Raw genomic sequence first — 20619 nt, 5'->3', positions numbered from 1 at the left:
AAAAGATTTGAGAAGATTTGAGAAGACTGGATTTGTAAAAGAATGCGATTGATAAGCATCCAGAAGATTTTATAAGACCAATGCCCAAGAAAAACCCGATACTAAATACTTCAGTTATGCTTCTAATCTCAAGTTTTATGCTTAATGAATCTTTTGTATAACTATTGGATGCTTATGACAACCACTCGATTTGAGATAGTTTCTGGGGTAGCCTAGATGAAGTTTGGAACTCAGCAAGCCATATTTTTTCTATATCAGGTTCAGGCAAACGCTATTTGTCGTGTGAACCGCACAGCTTCACTTGCATTCTCTTCTAATTTCATTTCACCGGATGATAAAGTCCATCTTTTTCATAACGCCACCCCATCGGGCTTGGGGAGCAACGCAATGTTAATAAATTTATAAAATAGTTGTATTGTTTCAGCAATTGTACCTTTGGCAATGCGATCGCCAATCTGAAAATCCTTTGCTTCACTAAAATATTGTCGCTAAGTAGCTTTCTTCTCTCACCTTTGTAAGCATTGCCTGATTTTATCGTCTCCAAACTTTAATCGTCTGATCTCTTCCTCCACTAATTAGTGTTTCTCCATCAGGACTAAATGCGATAGATGTCACACCTCTGCGATGTCGTTCAGGCAAAATTTTTGATTCTTTTTTAGTAATTTCCCACTCTACAATTGTTTCATCATTACTTCCACTGACTAAAGTTTTACCGTCTGGATTAAATACAAGACAAGTAACGGCATCTGAATGTTGTCGCAGAGTTTGAGGTGTTTCTCCAGTATTTAGATGCCAAAGTTTAATGGTATTGTCATTGCTGCCACTAGCCAGAATTTCTCCATCTGGGCTAAATGCTAGCGTATAAACAGCGTCTCTATGTGCTGAAAGTGTACCTAAACATCTTTTACTATCTATATCCCATAGTTTGATAGTTTTATCGTAACTACAACTAGCCAGAATTCGTCCATTTGTTGGGTTAAAAGCAACACAGGTTACTTTATCAGAATGCCCAGATAATTTAGCGATTTCTTTGCCGCTTTCTACATCCCATAATTTAATATCTTGGTTATCATTAGCGGCTAAAATTTTGCCATTAGGACTAAAGGTGATTGAGTCAAACCCGAAAACATCCAAAAAATTACTCAAAAAAGTTTTCCCAAATGAATGAAGCACATTTGATGTACCTAACCGCCAAATATTTATTTGATAGGCTTTACACGCAGCAATTAGTTGACCATCTGGACTAATTGCTACAGAAGTCAGCCATAAATCAAAAATACCTGTTGGAGAAAATGGAACAGAAATTTCTTGTAGTATTTCCCGTGTGTTTGTTTGCCAACGTTTAATAACTTGATTGCCACCACTAATAAAATATTCTTGATTAGAATTAGGACTAAAAGCTAACTTTAATCCATAACGCATGACAGATTGTTGGGAAAAATCAGTTAAATTTTTGGCTAATATATCTATGATGCCAATTCCAGTAGATTGACTTTCAACTTGAGTATAATCATTCTCAGTTAAATTAGCGACACATAGCCAAGTTACTTTTTGAATAGCTTTAACTAAAGCTTGGATCGCTTGTTCATCCCACTGTTGATAAATGCGATCGCCTATATGTATCTCCTTCCCTTCCCCAATATTGACATTGTACTTACCTAGTTGCTGTACAATCTGGCGATCGCCAGCCAGAAGTAGCTGACGTAAAAATGTTATGTCCTCATCGGTTTGCTGTCCATTTTCAACCCGATGCAGAATTTGCTTGAGATGTTCATAAACTGTTTCAAATTCAAAATTTTGTAAAGAAGTTTCAATCTTAGATTGAGTAATTTGCGACCCAATTTCTAGATTATTAATATTACACTCTAATAATCTGTTAGCAAAATCAGAAAATACAACTGATTCTTGTCTTCTAGGAAAAATTCCTCCCAAATAAAAAGTCCACTTTACAGGGAGATGTCCTATTGGTGCTGACAAATCAAATGTAAACTTTGAGATATCTGATAGCCATTCATTATTAACATACCAGCCGATATCTTTACCTAATTTATACTCTGTTTCTTTATTGGCTTTTCCACCAGCTTCTTGCCACTTTTGAAGTTGTATACTAAATCCAAATCTTCCTTTACTGGCATTTATCCATAACTTGTCTATTGCATTTAAGACTATACAAGGAGCATTTTTAATTGCTTGATAATCTAATGTCCCTTCTTTTTCTCTATTAGTAGCTTTCAACATTAATCTAAATGTTTCTTCATCAGCTTCTCTCCATTGATTTTCTGCAAGTAGATTACGCAACTGTGTATAGTTAATTTCTTGATTTGAGTTTAATGTAACACTACTCAATATAGCTAAACTTTGCTCAATCCAATTCTGATTAAAAACTTCAGCATAAATTCTATTAGCAACTCTTAACACTTCTTCTTGTCTAATTACTAATCCTGTCAATATTAATTCTTGTATCACTTTCCTGCTAGGAGTAGTATATTCTTCTTGTAATATTAACTGATATAGTTTTAATATTTCACTTGCATTTTTAGAATTCAAAATTCTATTTTCAATTGTTAATAAATGTTGTGGACTGTCTTGTTCTTCCCAACGTTCTATAATTTTAGTTTTAACTAAATTGTCTAACCAAGCTTTTTTATTTCCATCTGCAACATATTCTTCTGATTCTTTTACCAATTGACATAGTTTTTGAGTTAAAAATGGTTGTCCACCTGTCCACTCTAAAATCTTTTTCAGTAATTCTTGTGGATTGTTTGTTCTTTCTGCTAATCCACGAGCTAAAGGTAAAGCCTCTTCATAAGAGAATGCTTCCAACTTAGTTCTTACATCAATGTTAAAAGGAGAAGTGTGTGGGTTTTCAATGGAGTGTAAGTCAGAAGGGGTAAAAATACCTGATAAAACAAAATTACAATAATAAGTATTATTTCTTGATTTATATTTTTGGGATTCATATAATCCTCTTAATAACATCAAAAAATCTTCAATCAAACCTGTATCAATAAGCCAATCGAGTTCATCTATGAAAATTATAATTTGTGAATTGACTTGTTTCAACAATATATCTTCAATAAAGCTGCTAAAAATCATACCAGCACTTTGCCATTCTTTATTTTCTTCCCACCAATCTTTTAGATTAATTGTATTACTTAGATTAAAATCTCTAACCAACATATAAATTAACAAGTAACAAAAATCATAAAAATTTATTTTATTACTACCAATCAATGTTAAATCTATTACAGCACAAACAAATCTTTCTTTTTTCAAACGTTTTATGATTTGCAGTATCAAACTAGATTTTCCCATCTGTATAGAAGCAGATATACTACACAAACGTCCTGCTTTTACAGCATTGTAAAATTTATCATCTACCTTGCGCTTAATATAAGAAGATGAATCTGAAGGTAAACAGCCTCCTATTTGATATTGAATATTAGGAAGAGAGTCTAAATATGCTTGAGTATTTTCTTGAGAATCTAATCTATTGTAGCTCTCCAACTCTTTAGCAACCTTTACATACTCCCCACCCAAACACCTCAATACCAGAGCCGTAACTGTTGCAAAACATCCTACTTGTTCAGCAATCTCACTATCCCCAAGTTGTTGCGGATTCTTCAATACAGCAGCGAAAGTCTCTAGCGATAACCCTGCTTTTTTGGCTACATATTTTGATACTTCATCCACCACATTCAAAACATACTTTGAAGGAACAGAATCAATTAATAACTCCCGTAACCCATCCATAAATTCGTATTGAACATAATCAGGATTGATATCTGCATTAATCTCAGATAAAGGCTTTAATAATCCGCCTAAAAACACCTCAGCCACATGAACTTGTTGAGCATCTTTTAACAGTGTTTCTCGAATTAATCGCACAATTGACAGACTAATTACAGGTGCAGAAGCTAACAATCCCGCCAATTTTCGTGCCATTGGTGAAGCTGTTACTCGAAACGCCTGTACACGCTGTTCTGCACTCAAATTACCATGAGTAATAAATAAACTAATTTCCTGATCAACAGGAGTTGCATTTAACTTAAACACATATCCCTGTGTCCAAATACTGCCCTTACCTGACAACATTTGCGCCCAAGTAGCGACCTTATCTTGTTCCAAGGTAAATACAGGAACTTTAACCCCTGTTTCCTCATCCAGTTCATCCCAAAATGACACTTCCTTAGCGATTAATTTCTGGTTACACGCTCCCGGAGTCAACCCCTGCAACCGCACTTCTGAGGCTCTACCTAAAGCAGTTCTTTTCCACAGCCACTTGGGGAGCATCTGGACAATTGCCATTGATCCTTGTTTTGCCCAGAGTTCTAATACAGGTGTAACCGCTCCATTGCGCCACACAGATGACACACAATCACTTACTAACAACACCAAACGCCGACCACTGGGATCAATTAATTCCTTGGGACTACGGGGAGTTTGACTTCTAGCCGTTGCAGCGATACCGCGACGAATCTGAACTTGTTCGTTTTCATCCGTAATCAGTCCCCATACCCGCACATCTCGGAAAATTCCATAGTTTTTCAGCAGTCGTTCTAATTCTCTAATTGTATGTCTCCAAATTTGCATGGAGATTGCTTCATCAACTACTAACTCCAAATCTAACCAAGGTTCTACTGCGGGTCTCAGTACAGGTATCCAAAGCCCTTCATCAGCAATTCGTTGGATAGTAGCGGCTTCATCTAAGACTAATTCTCTCCCAGAAGGAATACGACGCATTAGGGGCTTTAACGCCCGTGCTAAGGTTAAAGGCTCACGTAAAGAAGGAGCATCAGGGACTTTAAAGGATAAATCTGAGGATTTTGAAGCTCCTTGCCCATTTCGGGGATAAATACCTGCTTTTTGTTCCTCCAGTGACTGATTTGGTGTTTCTTCTAACTCTGAAATTTCTGGCTTGGATTTTGGCAATGTTCCCTGACTTGACTGACTTTCCTGGTTGTTAATTTCTCTTTCGTCTTCCGTTCTCAGGTTTAAATCAAAGGAGACTGACTCAGGTTGAAATTTCTGCATTTGCAGTGCCAGCCAAATTGTATCAGCAATTTCTTCGGCTGACATTTCTACTTCTTTACTCAATGCAGTAATTAACTGGTCAATCATCTGTCCTCCGCACTGGTTAAGTATTTCAGCAATACTTCTATCAAGTCTTTTTCTTCTTCTGGTGCTGGTTTAAACTCACGAGTGATTAGATAAATGGCATTTAACAGTTGATCTGTGGCTATATCCCCACCTTCTCGTAATGTTCTAAATTTTGCAACTAATTCATTGATTTTTTCTTCATCTTTCGTTATCACATCACTGCCTAAATGTGCTTTCACAATATCCTTTAAAGCAGTTGCATCAGGTTCATAAGGCATATTTAACCTTAAACAACGCCTCAAAAATGCTGGGGGAAAATCTCGCTCACCGTTATTTGTTAACAGAATAAAAGGGAAATTTTGACAACGCACTCGACCTGCTTTAATAGGGACATCCATTCCATCATAGGTGCGAACTTCTACCTGATTCACCTCTTTGGCAATCCGCGCTAATTCTGGAATTTCAAATTCCCCTTCTTCAAACAAGTTGAGTAAATCATTAGGTAAATTAATATCACTTTTATCTATTTCATCAATCAGCAGCACACGCGGACGGTGAGAAGGGAGAAGGGCTGTACCTAGTGGGCCTAGTTGAATGTAGCGACCAATATCTTTACTTTTATCACCCATCTGCACATCTTGCAGGCGGGCGATCGCATCATAACGATATAGTCCTTCCTGCAAGGTTGAACGAGCGGTAATATACCAAGGTAACACCTCCCCCAATTTTAATTCGTAAGCTACAGCATAAGCCAAAGATGTTTTACCTGTCCCTGGTTTTCCTGTTACTAACAAAGGTCGTCTTAAATACAGGGCTGCATTGACCATATTAATAACAGTATTTCTGTCATTATTTTTATCAGTGTGAATCCGAAAACTTTTACCCCGTTGCTCATTCCTTGTATTCTGCTCTAATCTCTGACAGAAACTTTGCCAGCGTTGCTCAATTTGTTCAACTATTTCATCATCTGCACCTATAAATTTACGCCAACTTGGGGGAGGAGGAAGTTGATTAATATTATCGTGCGGTTCACTATTGCCTTGAAAAATTTTCCAATCGGTCATGTTTTTAATTTAACTTCCTTGTTATTGTCCAGGTGCTTTTAATTCCAGCATGACATTAGGGGTAAGACGATGAGGATCTTCCCAAAGCAGGGCTAAATGAAACCCTAAATGTTCTTCAGTTTGAGCATCAGCTTTTTCTCTAGTCAGTCTAACTGATTCACACAAATGACATAATGGTTTAAAAGTTAATATTTCATCTATTGCAGCTACATGATCAAAATTAGGGATATCACATCTTGTCCAAATGGCAATTGGTGTCGTTGCTGTTAAGATAGCTTTAAATAAGTCCTTGGTTTTGGCTTTGGGAGGAGCGCAAGTTACCTTAAGTCCGATTTTTTCCTTTAAACTACTTCTCAACGACTTCCAATTAAAAGTTTCCATCTCCTCAAGATGTGCAAATAGTTCTTGAATGGGTTCATTATGTAAAACAGTTTTAACCTTGTCCCAATACTTGTACCAATCAGATAGATAAGAATCTAAATATTCAAGGTTCAAACGTTCTAGCGATCGCAGTCGAATTGGATACTTAATCCCCAAAGTTATTTCCTCTACTATTGGATCAGAAATTTTCCAGCGATCTACCTCTGTACCAATCAAATCACTGGGTAAAAATACCTCAACAATTAGCTGATATTGTTTACCTCGAAGATGTCTTAGACTTGTCTTCAAAAATTTGTTCAGTTGTTTTGGTATGTCATTAAATCTACACAATGTTCCCTGTTGCTGTTCATCTTTGTTCAGTAGTGATGTAAATTTAGATAGGTCATTTACTTGCACTGAGTCATCAATAATTAACCAAGCATTCAGTAAAAACTGCTCATTATCATCATCACAACGCTCAATGGTAGCGATTAAATAGGATTCAAGTAGTCCTTCTTTATCAGAAAAAAAATCTTTTGAGGATTTATTTGTCTTCTCCTCTGGATGCTTTTTTGATACTATGTTTTTAGCAACATTACTTAGTTTATTGCGAATTTCTTCAGGTAGACTTTCATCCTGACTTAAACAGTTAAAAAACTCAAATAATCTTCTAAATTCATTAAGCTCTTGTAAGATTTGTGTGATATTGTTTCCCTCTAAATTCCACACACTAGCATCGGGAGGTAAAGCATCTTGATACGCTTGTCGAATACTTTCTTGAGGGATATCAGAAAAATCTAAATCTTTTAAGGGTTCTTGAGAAAGATTACCAAGATTACTGTCTTTAGCCAGCAATTGAATAAATGTACAATTTTCGTAAATATTACGTTTATCAATATCTCTTTCGGCTGCATCGCCACCCTGAGTATTTTGATGAATACCGCTTGCTTCTTGAATTGCTTTAACTAAGGCTTCCATCGCTTCATTATCCCACTGGTTGTCAATGCGATCGCCTATATGTATCTCTTTCCCTTCTCCAATATTGACGTTATACTTACCCAATTGTGATGCAATCTGGCGACCGCCATCTGAAAGCGATCGCCGCAGTTGTTCAATATCATCTTCAGTCTGACTTCCTTTAAGGATACGCTCAAGAATGTCATTCAGATTATTTTGGTCAGCCACACTATTCCTTTCTACAAGAGTTTGATAGAATTTAACTATGCAAAATCAGCTTTCCAAATGTGAACTAGCACACACCTTATTGGACAAATTCAGCTAATAGCCAGCCAGATCGTCCATCTTGAGTTGTCACCCGTCGCCATCGGCGATCACTACTAAGTTCTCCCAAAATTACACGGGTACCATTTGGTAAAAAACCAATTTTTTGACCATTTGGAGTTAGGCGTAAATTAGCTGCGTTGACACCAGAACGATTCACTTGAATTACCCCAGAGATACGCTGCTTATGTTTCGTTGGTGACAAACCTCCTTTTGAAGAATTTTGTTGGAATGGTGAAATTTTAGATTCTTGGTTGGAAGAAACAAGACTTATTAAAAGTATAAAGAGAAGTGCGATACCGAAAGCAACTATACAACCAGCAGACGGATCTGTATAAGTAGAATTAGAAGATGTAGCTTTTCGGTAAATATTTGGACCAAAATTCAATTCAATACTAAGCTTAGGGAATAGCTCAATACCGACTAGTTTTTGAAGTTCCAGAATCAAACCTTTGAAAACCTTCCCCTGTGTTGCCCATTTAACTGGTTCAGCAGGAGAAAAACCTAATTCTTTGTTATAAAAATCGCTATTTTCTGGATGTGTGTAATATACCCGAAACTCAACAACAAGTGTACGCTCAAGAGAAAATACTTTGAATTTTTCTATAGCCTCATCTAAGTTAATTGTTCTTTCGGAACTCCTGCTATTCCAAAACTTGGTTTCCTGATTATTCCAATCAATATCATAGGCTAGCTCTATTCTAGCCAAATTTTGATTATCAAATCCGTAAATTGAGACTCTTTTAATCCATTCTTTAATAATTCCTTGTGTCACTTTCTCTACCCAATTTGGAGAAGCTGCATTTGTTTCTGTTAGTGCCTTTTCAATTTGAGCATTGACTAAATTTATCCAAGATTCCCTATTTATAATTCTTTGCTTTGACTCTTCTGAATTATTAGCTAGATTAATATCTGTATTTTGATTTGCATTATTATCTGACGCGGGAGGATCATCTAAGTTATAATTTGTACTATCCTCTAAAATTTTTTTTTCTTCATTGATATTATCAGACTTGATTAGACTAAAATCTGGATAAAAAGAGTTATTTTGTGATGAGAATACCCATTGTAACAAGTAAAGAACTCTCTTCAAAGTTGATAGCCTTGAGAGTTCCATACTCTGAGAGTTTCTATTTATGATTTGATTTAGCTCTTCTAATAAATTTGAGGCTGAATCGGTTGAAGGAGTTTGTGAACTTACATTGTACTTATCACTCAAACTTTTCAGGATATACTCTATGCGTTCAAAATCCCTTTCAAGTAAAGTCGTACCTTCTGTAATAATTTGTAACAATTTTTCTAGTTTATAGAGCTTTGGATCTTCTCTCTGCTTTAAGGGTGCTAAATTTATCTGAATCAACCTCTTTTGACGTTCCAGTTTGCGTATAATTCTAAAAATTGACTCGTCTCTACTTTCGATTTCCTTATAAAGGCGCTTGATAGTTCTCTCCAGAATATCTATACTATACTCACGTTTATTTAACTCGTTTAATCCTGAAATTCCCTGTTTTATCTTTTCTTCTAAAAGAAAAGCATTTTGTTGAATTTGATATAGTTTTAGTTGCTCTTTATTCAAAACTTTTGATAAATATTCTGGGCCTTTTAAGCAAGCGACAATTAGCTTCCAAACATAATCAATTGGGAACTCTGATTTGGCAAAAAATCCCAACAATATCCAAGTAATTAAATTACTAAGTAAAGACAGAAAAGTTATAACATAATGTATAAGGCGATAGTTTGCATCTATTGGCGGAAGCTCGATCTGTGCAGAGTCAGTATTTTCAGCCAGAACTTGCTGAAGAACTTGTCGGATAGTTTCGGCATCAGCACCTTGGTAAATGCGATCGCCCAGGTGGACTTCTCCTCCAGTTATCTGCCCAATATTAGTATTAAACTTGCCGTCTTGAGATACTAACTGCAACACACTGCCAGCCATGTTCAGTGATCGCCGCAGTTGTTCAATATCATCCTGAGTCTGACTTCCGTTAAGGATACGCTCAATAATATTACTCAGATTATCATGGTTAGCCACACTGTTCCTTCCTCACTACCCAATATCTTATTTTTGATTATTCTTGTTTTTAGATGATTCAGACTCGTAATAATCATCTCCAATCCTAAAATTACTGGCTTCGCCAAAATTCATATTTTTTTCTCCATTCTGTTGCACATTTTGTGTAACCTGAGTCCCGCCTTGTGCAGCAGACTGTTGGCTAGACTCGCTTGCAGCTTTATTACCCTGCGTCTCATCTCCCGCACTCTGACGTTTAAATAAATACCCATCCTGCACACGCATGAAGATGACAGGGGTAGCAAAATCGCGTTTGCGATACTGCGTATCGAGTGCAACTGTACGCCGTCCATTTTGCGCGGCAATATCTACCGGGTTATCTTGAGCTAATCGTTCGTAGAATTCGTAAGCAAACTGACTTGCCGTTAAATTAGATACCTCATATTGCATCGCCACGACTACCGATATATTCTGCTGCACAATTTTTGAGGCTACACTTACAAAAGCTTGTGATGCAGAGGACATTCCACTTTCACAAGCTTGCAACAACACAATACCTGGGCGATGTCGATTTAGTAACTCGGCAAAACCTCCAGCATCTACCCATGATGCTGTGTTCAATACTTTTTTTACTAAAGCAATTTGTCCAACTTCTTCCCCATCCTCATCTTGCAAACGACCATGACCGATAAAGTGGAAAATATGGGGCTGTTTTTCTAACAGAGCATCAATAGCGTTAGGAGTGGCTGGATTGACAATTGGCAATAACTCAATACGTTCAGATTGCTCCTTCGCTAAGTCTTCCAGTACCGATTTTACTGTTTCATACTCAACTGTACCTAAATCTTTTGGGGCTGCGATCGCTAATGCAATCCTTAACTTTTCTCCTTGTTCTAGCTGAATTGGCGGGGCTGGATGCCATTGGGCGCGTCGGCGAGAAAAGACCAAATTTGGATCTGTAGCTATCCAAATTTCACCTAAGTTTGCACTAGCAGGCAAGCACATGAATTCCCAAGGCAATGCAGCAATTTCAGGCATCCCCTGCTCATTAATATCTAGTTCGACTCGCAACAGTTGGCTTTCTTGCTGTACAACCTGGAAATGGAAATTTACAAAATCCTGACGCAGCGTATCGTCAAATAAAGTATTAAATAGCACTTCTCCAACCAGACGCGCTTGCTTAGAGTTTTTGATTTCGCCATTTCGTGCTGTATTAATCAGGGAGTTAATTTCTTCTAAGTTATCTTTGTAACGAAAGACACCAGAAGGTTCTCCCAAAAGCTTGTGTTGAGCGTCCCACTTTTCTACCTGCACGCGCTCAACGTTAGCTATACGGATGCGGTAAGTATAATAACTTTTATTCATATCAAAACTAGCTTTTACCCTTGCCGTAGCAATACATACATTTTAATGATGTGAATTAGGTTTATTTCGGAAGTGTTAAAGTCCAGAATTCGGCATCACCACGGGCGAATTGGCTTGCAGCATCATCTCCTTGTCCCAACAATCTCTGAAAACGCTCCGACAAGGCAGCAGCTACATCTTCTAAAGTAGAAGTTAACCAGTTCATCTTTGGTTCAGCCCATACTGTACCCCGCACAGTTATCGAATCAGTTCCCTTAGGTACTTTAAAGACAATTGCAAATTTTGCTGTCCCAATTCGTTGTAAATTGTCATCATTAATACGCCAATAACACAGAGAGTTACCTTCACCGTTAGTAATAATTTCTGAGTAACCAAGTTTATAGTCGTAAGCTGGAATAGCAAGAAACACCTTGAAATTATCCTTAGTGGACACGCTTGCTTTCAGGTTATCGGGAATTGATGGTAAAAATTGAGCCAACTGGGAGCTATCGATTCCTATACTCCATTCCAAGTCACCACCCAACCCCACATCCATACCTACACCAAAACTCATCACTGAGCGCCATTTATCGGAAGGGAATAAGCTTTGAATAATTGGCTCTTTGCTTCCTTTCGGCCCAAAATCCAGCTCACAGGTTAACCGCCAAAACTGAGCGCCTCGTTCAGGTCGTAAATCTACGGTGTGAGTCATGTAATAAAAATCGAAATGGTCGCGCATCTGCTGCTTGTAAATGTCAATCAGTTCAGTACCGCTATTTTTAAATGTCTCCTCTGTGAGGCGAATTAACTTGTCTTGAGGATTGCCAAAACTGACCTTTGTTTTAAACAGACTGTCAACAGCTTCCGCCCCAATGCCTAGTTTTGTACCACCAGCGAGAGTTCCCTCCCATTTTTGAACTTCTTGTAGCAAGTTAGATAATAGAGCATTCGTCTCTTCTGGGTTTGGCGGGGTTAGCTCATCGTTCATTTGTGCTGTCTCCTTTGTTAAAACTTCCGTTTTGAATAAAATAGAATCTACAAAGGTAGATACTGCGATTCCTAAATATTTCTTGGCTCACAAGTAGAATTTTTTCAATACAAGAATATTTTGCTAGCAGGCGAAAGCTAATAGAAAGATATTTCTAATATCCATCAGAATATGAGGTAAAACCCATTATTATCAGCTTTTTAATTCAAAAAAGCTAAAGAAAAGCTTAAATATTTTAGGTATTGAATTGTGTAAGATAAAACTAAAAACTTATAAAAGATGGTAGATTCTAACGACATTAACAGTATTATTGGTCGCATTGTCAGGGAAACCCACACAGAAGCAGATATAGAAACTCTGCGTCAAATTTTGAGTGCAGGCGATCGTGCAATGAGGATTATAGGAAACGATGAACTCTGAGGAACTGGGTAACCTTCTTGATCGCCTTGTTGAAGGCAAGCAGGCTGAGGCAGATATCAGTACTTTGCGTCAATTTCTGAAGGAAGGCAATAATCAGGCATTACTACAATTAGGCAAATACAACGTCAATATTGGTCAGGGAGAGGATATTCACATTGGCGATCGCGTCTTTGTTACGTGGAATGATGACGCAATTCAAGCACTTATTGAGGTTGTTCAAAAGCAACTTCCTAAAGCAACTGGAATTGTTGAAAACCTACCTCGCAGCGGTGTGGTGGAATTTATTGGTCGAAATCACGAGTTATATACCCTGCACCAGTTGCTCCAAGACAACCAAAGGATTACTGTGACCGCAATCACGGGTATGGGTGGAATTGGCAAAACCGAACTGGCTTTGCAATATGCCTTGAAGTACAAGCTACAATATTTGGGGGGAATTTGCTGGTTACAGGCAAGAGGTTTGAATATTGGGTCTCAAATTGTTCAATTTGCGCGATCGCGTCTACAACTCAACCCATCGGAGGAATTAGACCTACTAGGTCAAGTTGGGTTTTGTTGGTCGCACTGGCAAGCCGGAGAAGTGCTAGTTATTATTGATGATGTCATAGATTACAAACTAATTAAACCCTACCTACCACCATCAGAATCTCGTTTTAAAGTACTCATTACAACTCAGTTGCGACTAGGTAAATCAGTTAAACAACTGGAAATAGAGGTTTTGGATGAGTCCTCTGCATTAGAGCTACTAAAATCGTTAGTGGGAAAAGATCGTATTCATGAAACCTTAAATGACGCTAAACAACTCTGTGGCTGGTTAGGCTATTTACCTCTAGGGCTAGAATTGGTGGGGCGATACCTAGATCGCAAACCAGATTTATCCATTGCACAAATCCAGCAAAGATTAGAGAAGAAACGCTTAGAAGAGCGATCGCTGCAAAAACCGGACTCTGACATGACGAAACCACTGGGAGTGTCAGCGGCCTTCAACTTAAGTTGGGATACTTTGGATGACTCAACAAAGGACTTAGCCTTTCTATTGAGCTTGTTTGCCATCACTCCCATTCCTTGGAAGTTAGTTGAACAGGTTGCTTCTCATGAAGATCCAGATGACCTAGAGGAGATTCGAGATGACAATCTAGTGAATCTACACCTCCTACAACGTAAGGCAGACAGTATTTATCAATTACATAGACTCATACGAGAATTTCTCCAAGAAAAATATTCTGAGATAGATAAAGCAGATGCTCAAAAACAGAAATTTTGTCAAGTTATGGCATCAATTGCTCAACAAATTCCAGAGTCACCTACTCTAAAATTTCTCTTGCAGATGACACCAATGATGCCTCATGTTGCTGAAGCTGGGACAACCTTAATTAATTACCTAAGTGATCAAGAACTCATTCAGCCGTTTGCAGGTTTAGGTCGTTTCTACGAAAGCCAAGGATTCTACAATCAAGCAGAAATTTGGTACGAGCAATGCCGTATCAAAGCAGAAGAGCGACTTGGAACTGAACACCCTGAGATTGCAATTAGCATCAGTAATCTTGCAAGAATTTATCAATTTCAGGGGCGTTATACAGAAGCTGAATCCTTATATATGAACGCATTAGAAATGCGAAAACATCTACTAGGAAGTAATCACCCTGATGTAGCAGATAGTCTTAATAGTTTGGCTGTACTTGCTTTCAAACAAGGACGATACATACAGGCAGAAACTCTATTCACGCAAGGATTGGAAATATGGAAACAAACATATGGAAATGAACATCCTGAGATAGCCGATTGTCTAAATAATTTGGCAATGCTCTACAACGAGCAGGGACGTTATCAGGAAGCAGAGCCTTTATTTATTCAAGCTTTAGAAATGCGGAAAAAGTTACTGGGAGTTCAGCATCCACGTATTGCCACAAGCCTTAGTAATTTAGCATATTGCTATAACTTACAAGAGCAATATGATCAAGCACAACCTCTCTACATACAGGCATTGGAACTTTCTAAACAATTGCTAGGTGAAGAGCATCCCAACGTAGTAGATGGTTTAAATAACTTGGGAATGCTCTATCTTGCTAAAGCAAAATATTGGGAAGCTGAACCGATGCTTTTTCAAGCTTTGGAATTACAGAAGAAAATGTTGGGTGAAGAACATCCAAATGTTGCAACATGTTTAAATAATCTGGGGTATATGTATGACTTGCAAGAACGTTATTTAGAGGCTGAACCTCTCTACTTACAGTCACTTAATATGAGAAAACGGTTGTTAGGTGAAAAACATCCTTATGTAGCAATTAGCCTCAATAATTTAGCGAAAATTTACCGAGAGCAGAACCGTTTTTCGGAAGCACAACCCTTATACATTCAAGCAATAGAAATTTTGGAGACACAAATTGGTTCTGATCATCCCATAACGGTTCAAATTCGTACTAACTTAGAGAAATTACTGGTTTTACAAACTAATAACTCAGATAATTAAGGGTTTAAATCTGTAATTTTAGTTAGCCGAACCAACAAGTGTAAATGCTGCCCATTCTTTAGGATTGTCAGGATTTTTTTGCATCATCTCCAGCATCGCCCGACGCAATGCTTGAGCTTTATCTGTGTTTGGGTCATTGAGAAGATGTCCATAAAACTTGGTCATCAACTGCGCGGTCGAATCATCTGGTACTGACCAAAGGGATACGACAATGCTGGGAACTCCAGCAACACTAAATGAGAATGGCAATCCAACTACTCCTCCTGGTGTTAGAGGCCCCCGACCTGTATTACAAGCACTTAAGACAACAAGGTCAGTTTTCCGAAGTTTCATTTTGATGATTTCAGACGCATTAAGTAAACCGTCCTCATCTTTGGATGGAGCGAGTGCGATCACACCTGATGCTATCTTAGGTTGATACTGTCGGTATAAGTATAACAATTTATCCATGCGTTCTTGGAATTTTTCAGCTAACGATCCCTGAGGCTTTTGAGAAGATGAAGATGAAACTGAAGTATTAAGCTTGTCTGAGCCTGTATCGATAATACCGTGGGTTGCAAGGTGAATGATTCTTGCATCTCGCATTCGACGAATTACTCTATTTTCATCTGCTTGATTATCTGTGAGCAGATCAACATCAAATTTCTTTTGCTTCAAAAGTTGGGCAACTTCTCTTGCTTCGTTGGCTGCTCCTGGTAAAGGTTCTAGTTTTTGAGTTGAATTACCATTATCTACTTTAATAGTCGGCATCGTTGGGTTTCCCACAATTAAAGCATTTTTGCTACGCGAGGAACTCCGTTCTCGATTGCGACTGCTTAAAAGTAATGCACGCAGATTAGGAGATGTCAGAATTGTGTGTTTTTCAATTAGATATTTTCCAGATGAATCTTTGAGAATTGCAAAGGGAATGAAATAAAGTGACCCCTGTGGTATGAAAATCACACGTTCTTCCGGAACAGCAGGTAGTAAATCTTGAATAGGTGCAATTAGAAGCTGATAAAGCTGATTTAATTGCTTATTTTGTTCTGTAATTTGTTTTGGTGTGAGTGAAGAAGGTGCGTTTAAGGTTGTACCACGTTCTCTGACTCCCAGAGAGCCACGAAGTTTGGCAATACCTTGTGCCAAGGCAGTCAACTGCTCTCCACGGCAATCATCCGAAACATCAGTTAAAAGTTTGCACTCTTCAGGAAATGGGCGAGTCTGTCCATCATTCTGCAAGGCTCCCAATTGAAGAGGCCGCTCAACAAAGGAAATTTGTCCTGTAGGACGAATAACCCAAATATAAAGTTTACTTGCTGGTGGAGTGTTCCCTGGATTTTGAGGAGAACTAACTAAGTATTTTATATCATCCTCGTAGGAAATAATGGAGTAACTAACAATTGTAGAATTTTCATTTTTAGCAATCTTTTTTATATCTTCAATGGTTAACCTGGGAGATAAATCTTTGACAAATTTTGTCCAATTCCCATCATTTAAATTAAATAAAAGATTTTTATCTATGTCTATTGTTCTACTGTATTCAGCAGCTAATAACGCATCTTCTTTGCGATTTTGTGCAACATAAACCTGTTGAAGAAGTTTGAAAGTACTATTCTCTACGTCTCCTGTTTGATATCTAAGAGTTGCCGAGGAAGTATTACCACCGCCTATTGAGCACGTAAAACTAAAGTTAAAACCATCTGGTGATGTGCTAGAGTTACATTGGCTAGGAGTAGGCTTGTATGAAAAAACACTGACTTTACTGACAACTAGAGTAAGTACACGTTCTGCCCCCGCTAAAGCAGTATTTTTTTGGGAAAGATAACCAAGTCTTTCAGAGATTTGAGCTAAGTTAAAATACTTAAATCCAATGTCGTATAGAGTACTAAATTCACTGTCAGAATCATGGGAAGCACCAGATTGATTGAGTCGTTGTACAACAGATCGCTCTGTACTTTCTAACAATTCTATCTTTGAGGAAATTTCTTTTTGCTGCTCGATTGGAGTCTGAGCCAAGGTACGTGGATTTCCAGCTATTCTCAAAAAATCATTTGGTAGGATGATTGATGTGAAAACCAGAAAAAATAGTAGTAAAGAAATACTCAGTTTTTTTAGTTGCATATATGTGGTGGGTAGATAAGCTAAAAATTATATGTTATTTACAATACCTTCGCAGAGTACGAAGAACCGGAACAAATAGCTGCAAAGCTCGAACAAATGCAAGACCCTGATTTTATTGCCAGTGTTAGTAATGATACCACAGCCTCAAGGGGAGCTAATAAGATAAATATTGAATACAAGAAAGCTTAAGAATAACTTCAATATATATCCAATGCTTTATTGTCTAAAATAAAACTAAAAACTCCGAGTAAATGGCGAACCCCAGTAACCTCAACGACATTATTCAACGCATCCTCAACGGAAATCAAACCGATGGCGATGTTGAAGCTTTGCGTCAGTGGTTAAATAGTGGTGGTAGCCAAAATCTGCAAGTAGGTAAGTACAACGTTAATATCGGACAGGGACAAGATATTCATATTGGCGATCGCACTTACCAAGGACTTGATGCACAAGCAATTCGAGAAGTTGCTCGTGCAGTAATTCAGGGTTCTAATACCGCAGATATCCAAGAAATTATTCGCTCTATCCTCTTTGAAGAGTTTCAGAACTTAGCTCAACGGGAAAATCCTCAAAGTAGTTCGCGCAAAACTATTTTAGTGCTAGCCTCCAGCCCCACGAATGAAGCGAGATTGCGCTTAGACAAACAGATGCGAGAAATTGATGAGGGTTTGCGAAGGTCGCAGCAGCGAGAAAAGTTTACTTTGCAGCAACGTTGGGCAGTTCGTCCCGATGATTTACGTCGTGCTTTGTTGGATTTTAAGCCAGAGATTGTTCACTTTTGCGGGCATGGTTCAGGAGATGATGGATTAGCTTTGGAAAATGATGCAGGGTTAGCGCAACTTGTCCCAACTGAAGCTTTAGCAAATTTATTCAAACGATTTGCTACGCGAGGACTGGAATGTGTTGTTCTCAACGCTTGCTATTCGGAGATTCAAGCTTCGGCGATTGCCCAACATATCAATTATGTAGTCGGCATGAATAGTAAGATAGGAGACAACGCAGCGATTAAGTTTGCAGTTGGTTTTTATGATGAACTAGGGGCTGGTTGGTCGTATGAGGATGCTTATAACGGTGGTTGCGATGCCATTGCATTACAAGGAATCCCAGAAGAACATACCCCAGTCTTCAAAAATCTAAAAAAAAAATCCAATTAAGGGTAACAAATCCAGTTGATGACTTGGTGCAGCAAGTGCGATCGCGCATTCACGACAGCATTCAAAGTTTGCACGGTGTTATGCCATTATGGGGAGTAGACCATTGGGTTCCTTTGGGGGATTTGTTTGTAGATGTAAATATCCTGGAATCACTTAGCAGCACCCGCAGGTCGGAACTGGATGATTTGTGGCAGGATTTTACAACGGGTAATTCCAACTACCGCAGTTTAGATCGGATTGGTTTGGGAAAGGAACAGCAGCGCGTGTCGGGTTTGACTGTGCTGGAAAAAGATACGAATTTGATGGTGGTGGGTAAACCGGGTTCGGGGAAAACTACATACCTGCAAAGGATTGTCACCGAATGCAATAACGGAAAATTGCAAGCCCAACGAATTCCCGTGTTGATAAAGCTGCGGGAGTTTGTGGACGACGGACGCAAGTATGCATATAACTTGGAGCAGTTTTTGGGACAGCTTTGGCGGTTGAGTAATGTAGATATGGAATTGGTGCTAAACCAGGGTAAAGCTTTGGTGTTGCTGGATGGGTTGGATGAGGTGACGGGGGAAGCAGGAAAGCAAATTACCAGGGAAATCAAGCGGTTTGCTCGTGCTTATTCCCAAGTGCTGGTGGTGGTAACTTGTCGAACGCAAAGCCAGGAATCGCGGTTTGAAAGGTTCGATTATGTGGAGGTGGCTGATTTTAATGAGCAGCAGGTGAGAGCGTTTGCAGAACATTGGTTTGATACGGTATGTCGGGATACGGGGAAGAACAAAGCGCGGGATTTTTTGGAACAGTTGTTTAGGGAGGAGAACAAACCGATTCGGGAATTGGCGATTACGCCGATTTTGTTGAGTTTAACTTGTGCGGTATTCCAGCAAACGGGGAAATTTTACTCGAAGCGTTCCAAGTTGTATGAGGAGAGTTTGGAGTTATTGTTGGAACAGTGGGACAAATCGCGGGAAGTTGAGCGAGATGAGATTTATCGGGATTTGTCTGTGGAGCAAAAGTTGGAGCTTTTGAGTTTTTTAGCAGTGAAAAAGTTTGAGCAAGAGCAGTATGTGTTGTTTGAACAGGAGGAATTGGAGGCGTATATTGCGGGGTTCTTGAGAATTGAGCAGTGGGATAGTCGAGGGGTTTTGCGGGCGATCGAGTCACAGCATGGGTTGTTGATTGAGAGGGCGCAGAAGGTTTGGTCGTTTTCCCATCTAACGTTTCAGGAATACTTTAGCGCTAAAAAGATTGCTAGTTTCAACTCAGAAGAGTTCAAGCAGGCATTTCACAATCTAGTAACTCAGGTAATTAAGAAGTCTTTGCGAGAGATGTTTTTGCTAATGATAGAAATATCACCTAATGCTAACTATTTACTACAGCTAATGAAAACTCAGGTAGATGCACTCGTGTCAGAGGACAGGACTATACAGCAGTTTCTAATCTGGGTCAACCAAAAATCATTATCCGTTGAAGCTTCATCCAAATTAGCATTAGTTCGAGCATTGTACTCCTACCTTGCTAGCAACATTGCCACTAAGCTTGATTTGACCATTGCCAGCAATAGCCACCTAGAAAATGATGACTATATCGAAATTGAGCTAGACGGAGACCTGTTAAGTGCCTGGAATAGCGCTAACATTCTAGTCTGTACCATTTGCCGTAACCTTAACAGTGTGAGCTATATCTTTCGTAACCTCGACACTAACAGCGTAATCGTCAATACTACCAATGTTAATTTAAGTGACTTTACCACGGATATCAACCGTGCTCTTGCTCGTGCTATTGCCCGTGCTATTGCTTGCAATCTGGCTCCTGAACTGAATCAAGTGCTGCAAACATTGCAAGATAAATTACCTAATCCAGAAAATGCTCCCGAATTCCTTAAGCAGTGGTGGCAGTCAAACGGTAAAGGCTGGGAGGAGAAACTGAGAACTGTGATGATTGAGCATAGGAATATTGGTTATGATTGGCAGTTCAGTAATGAGCAGAAAGAATTGCTTCGGCAGTATTACGTTGCAAATGAGTTACTGGTAGCTTGCATAAATAGTAGTTGTGTAATGAGTGATGAAGTGAAAGACGCAATTGAAGATACGTTGCTGTTACCGAGCGCCGAAATTGAAAAACGCAAACGCGAAAAATCAGAGTAAGGCAATCTTACTCGCACTATACCTTCATATTAAGTAAAAATGCCAATAAATTTATTGATATTTTTAGTTGCTAAATTCAAATAAATAGGTTCTCTTGTAGTTGTGGTGATAAGCAAAGCTAATCATGCACAAAGCCTTTGCAGGCTAAGGGTTTCAGCCTAAACTTTTTAGTAACTTATCAGTAATTAG

Annotated in this window: 12 protein-coding genes; 4 read left to right on the top strand and 8 right to left on the bottom strand. The window is 38.6% G+C overall.

Annotated elements, in window-relative coordinates:
* Positions 1 to 319: 319 nt before the first annotated feature.
* The 7 genes from TOL9009_RS45005 to TOL9009_RS0102465 all read right to left on the bottom strand — a co-directional run bounded on the left by TOL9009_RS45005 (position 320) and on the right by TOL9009_RS0102465 (position 12148).
* Positions 320 to 544 (bottom strand): hypothetical protein, encoded by a 225-nt coding sequence (locus tag TOL9009_RS45005; protein WP_144238124.1) that lies wholly within the window; start codon positions 542 to 544, stop codon positions 320 to 322.
* Entirely contained in the window at positions 532 to 5121 is a 4590-nt protein-coding gene (locus TOL9009_RS44265) for an SAV_2336 N-terminal domain-related protein (RefSeq protein WP_084763081.1), read from the bottom strand. The genes TOL9009_RS45005 and TOL9009_RS44265 overlap by 13 nt, the downstream gene beginning before the upstream one ends.
* Complete coding sequence (locus tag TOL9009_RS0102485) at positions 5118 to 6164, bottom strand: AAA family ATPase (RefSeq protein ID WP_029630966.1); 1047 nt, start codon at positions 6162 to 6164, stop codon at positions 5118 to 5120. Before TOL9009_RS0102485 ends, TOL9009_RS44265 begins: the two co-directional genes overlap by 4 nt.
* A gap of 21 nt (positions 6165 to 6185) precedes the next feature.
* A complete protein-coding gene (locus TOL9009_RS0102480; RefSeq protein ID WP_029630963.1) occupies positions 6186 to 7709 on the bottom strand; it encodes a VMAP-C domain-containing protein in 1524 nt (507 codons plus the stop codon).
* Positions 7710 to 7785: 76 nt separating this feature from the next.
* Positions 7786 to 9837, bottom strand: coding sequence for an SH3 domain-containing protein (locus TOL9009_RS0102475; RefSeq protein WP_029630961.1), 2052 nt, complete (start codon positions 9835 to 9837; stop codon positions 7786 to 7788).
* Positions 9838 to 9864: 27 nt separating this feature from the next.
* Positions 9865 to 11181 (bottom strand): CHAT domain-containing protein, encoded by a 1317-nt coding sequence (locus TOL9009_RS0102470; RefSeq protein ID WP_029630960.1) that lies wholly within the window; start codon positions 11179 to 11181, stop codon positions 9865 to 9867.
* A gap of 61 nt (positions 11182 to 11242) precedes the next feature.
* Entirely contained in the window at positions 11243 to 12148 is a 906-nt protein-coding gene (locus TOL9009_RS0102465) for a hypothetical protein (protein WP_029630958.1), read from the bottom strand.
* A 279-nt stretch (positions 12149 to 12427) separates the two neighbouring features.
* On the opposite strand from TOL9009_RS0102465, the gene TOL9009_RS46780 reads away from it, so the two are divergent.
* Entirely contained in the window at positions 12428 to 12568 is a 141-nt protein-coding gene (locus TOL9009_RS46780; RefSeq protein ID WP_186227457.1) for a hypothetical protein, read from the top strand.
* Positions 12558 to 15038, top strand: coding sequence for a tetratricopeptide repeat protein (locus TOL9009_RS37645; protein WP_084763080.1), 2481 nt, complete (start codon positions 12558 to 12560; stop codon positions 15036 to 15038). Before TOL9009_RS46780 ends, TOL9009_RS37645 begins: the two co-directional genes overlap by 11 nt.
* An 18-nt stretch (positions 15039 to 15056) precedes the next feature.
* Here the strand turns inward: TOL9009_RS37645 and TOL9009_RS37640 are convergent, their stop codons facing one another.
* Positions 15057 to 17138: a CHAT domain-containing protein gene (locus TOL9009_RS37640; protein ID WP_029630956.1), complete on the bottom strand. Its 2082-nt coding sequence runs from the start codon at positions 17136 to 17138 to the stop codon at positions 15057 to 15059.
* Positions 17139 to 17389: 251 nt separating this feature from the next.
* On the opposite strand from TOL9009_RS37640, the gene TOL9009_RS0102445 reads away from it, so the two are divergent.
* On the top strand, positions 17390 to 18292 hold the full coding sequence (locus TOL9009_RS0102445) for a CHAT domain-containing protein (RefSeq protein WP_029630954.1): 903 nt from the start codon (positions 17390 to 17392) through the stop codon (positions 18290 to 18292).
* A gap of 26 nt (positions 18293 to 18318) precedes the next feature.
* Positions 18319 to 20430: an NACHT domain-containing protein gene (locus TOL9009_RS0102440; RefSeq protein ID WP_029630953.1), complete on the top strand. Its 2112-nt coding sequence runs from the start codon at positions 18319 to 18321 to the stop codon at positions 20428 to 20430.
* Positions 20431 to 20619: the final 189 nt, after the last annotated feature.

Origin of the sequence: [Scytonema hofmanni] UTEX 2349 (assembly GCF_000582685.1) — a bacterium.
Lineage (GTDB): Bacteria > Cyanobacteriota > Cyanobacteriia > Cyanobacteriales > Nostocaceae > Hassallia > Hassallia hofmanni.
This window is presented reverse-complemented; position numbering and strand designations above follow the sequence as displayed.

Excerpts from the sequence above, each read along its gene's own strand:
- TOL9009_RS44265 (WP_084763081.1), bottom strand. The coding sequence starts at position 5,121 with ATGATTGACCAGTTAATTACTGCATTGAGTAAAGAAGTAGAAATGTCA.
- TOL9009_RS0102485 (WP_029630966.1), bottom strand. The coding sequence starts at position 6,164 with ATGACCGATTGGAAAATTTTTCAAGGCAATAGTGAACCGCACGATAAT.
- TOL9009_RS0102470 (WP_029630960.1), bottom strand. The coding sequence starts at position 11,181 with ATGAATAAAAGTTATTATACTTACCGCATCCGTATAGCTAACGTTGAG.
- TOL9009_RS0102465 (WP_029630958.1), bottom strand. The coding sequence starts at position 12,148 with ATGAACGATGAGCTAACCCCGCCAAACCCAGAAGAGACGAATGCTCTA.
- TOL9009_RS46780 (WP_186227457.1), top strand. The coding sequence starts at position 12,428 with ATGGTAGATTCTAACGACATTAACAGTATTATTGGTCGCATTGTCAGG.
- TOL9009_RS37645 (WP_084763080.1), top strand. The coding sequence starts at position 12,558 with ATGAACTCTGAGGAACTGGGTAACCTTCTTGATCGCCTTGTTGAAGGC.
- TOL9009_RS37640 (WP_029630956.1), bottom strand. The coding sequence starts at position 17,138 with ATGCAACTAAAAAAACTGAGTATTTCTTTACTACTATTTTTTCTGGTT.
- TOL9009_RS0102445 (WP_029630954.1), top strand. The coding sequence starts at position 17,390 with ATGGCGAACCCCAGTAACCTCAACGACATTATTCAACGCATCCTCAAC.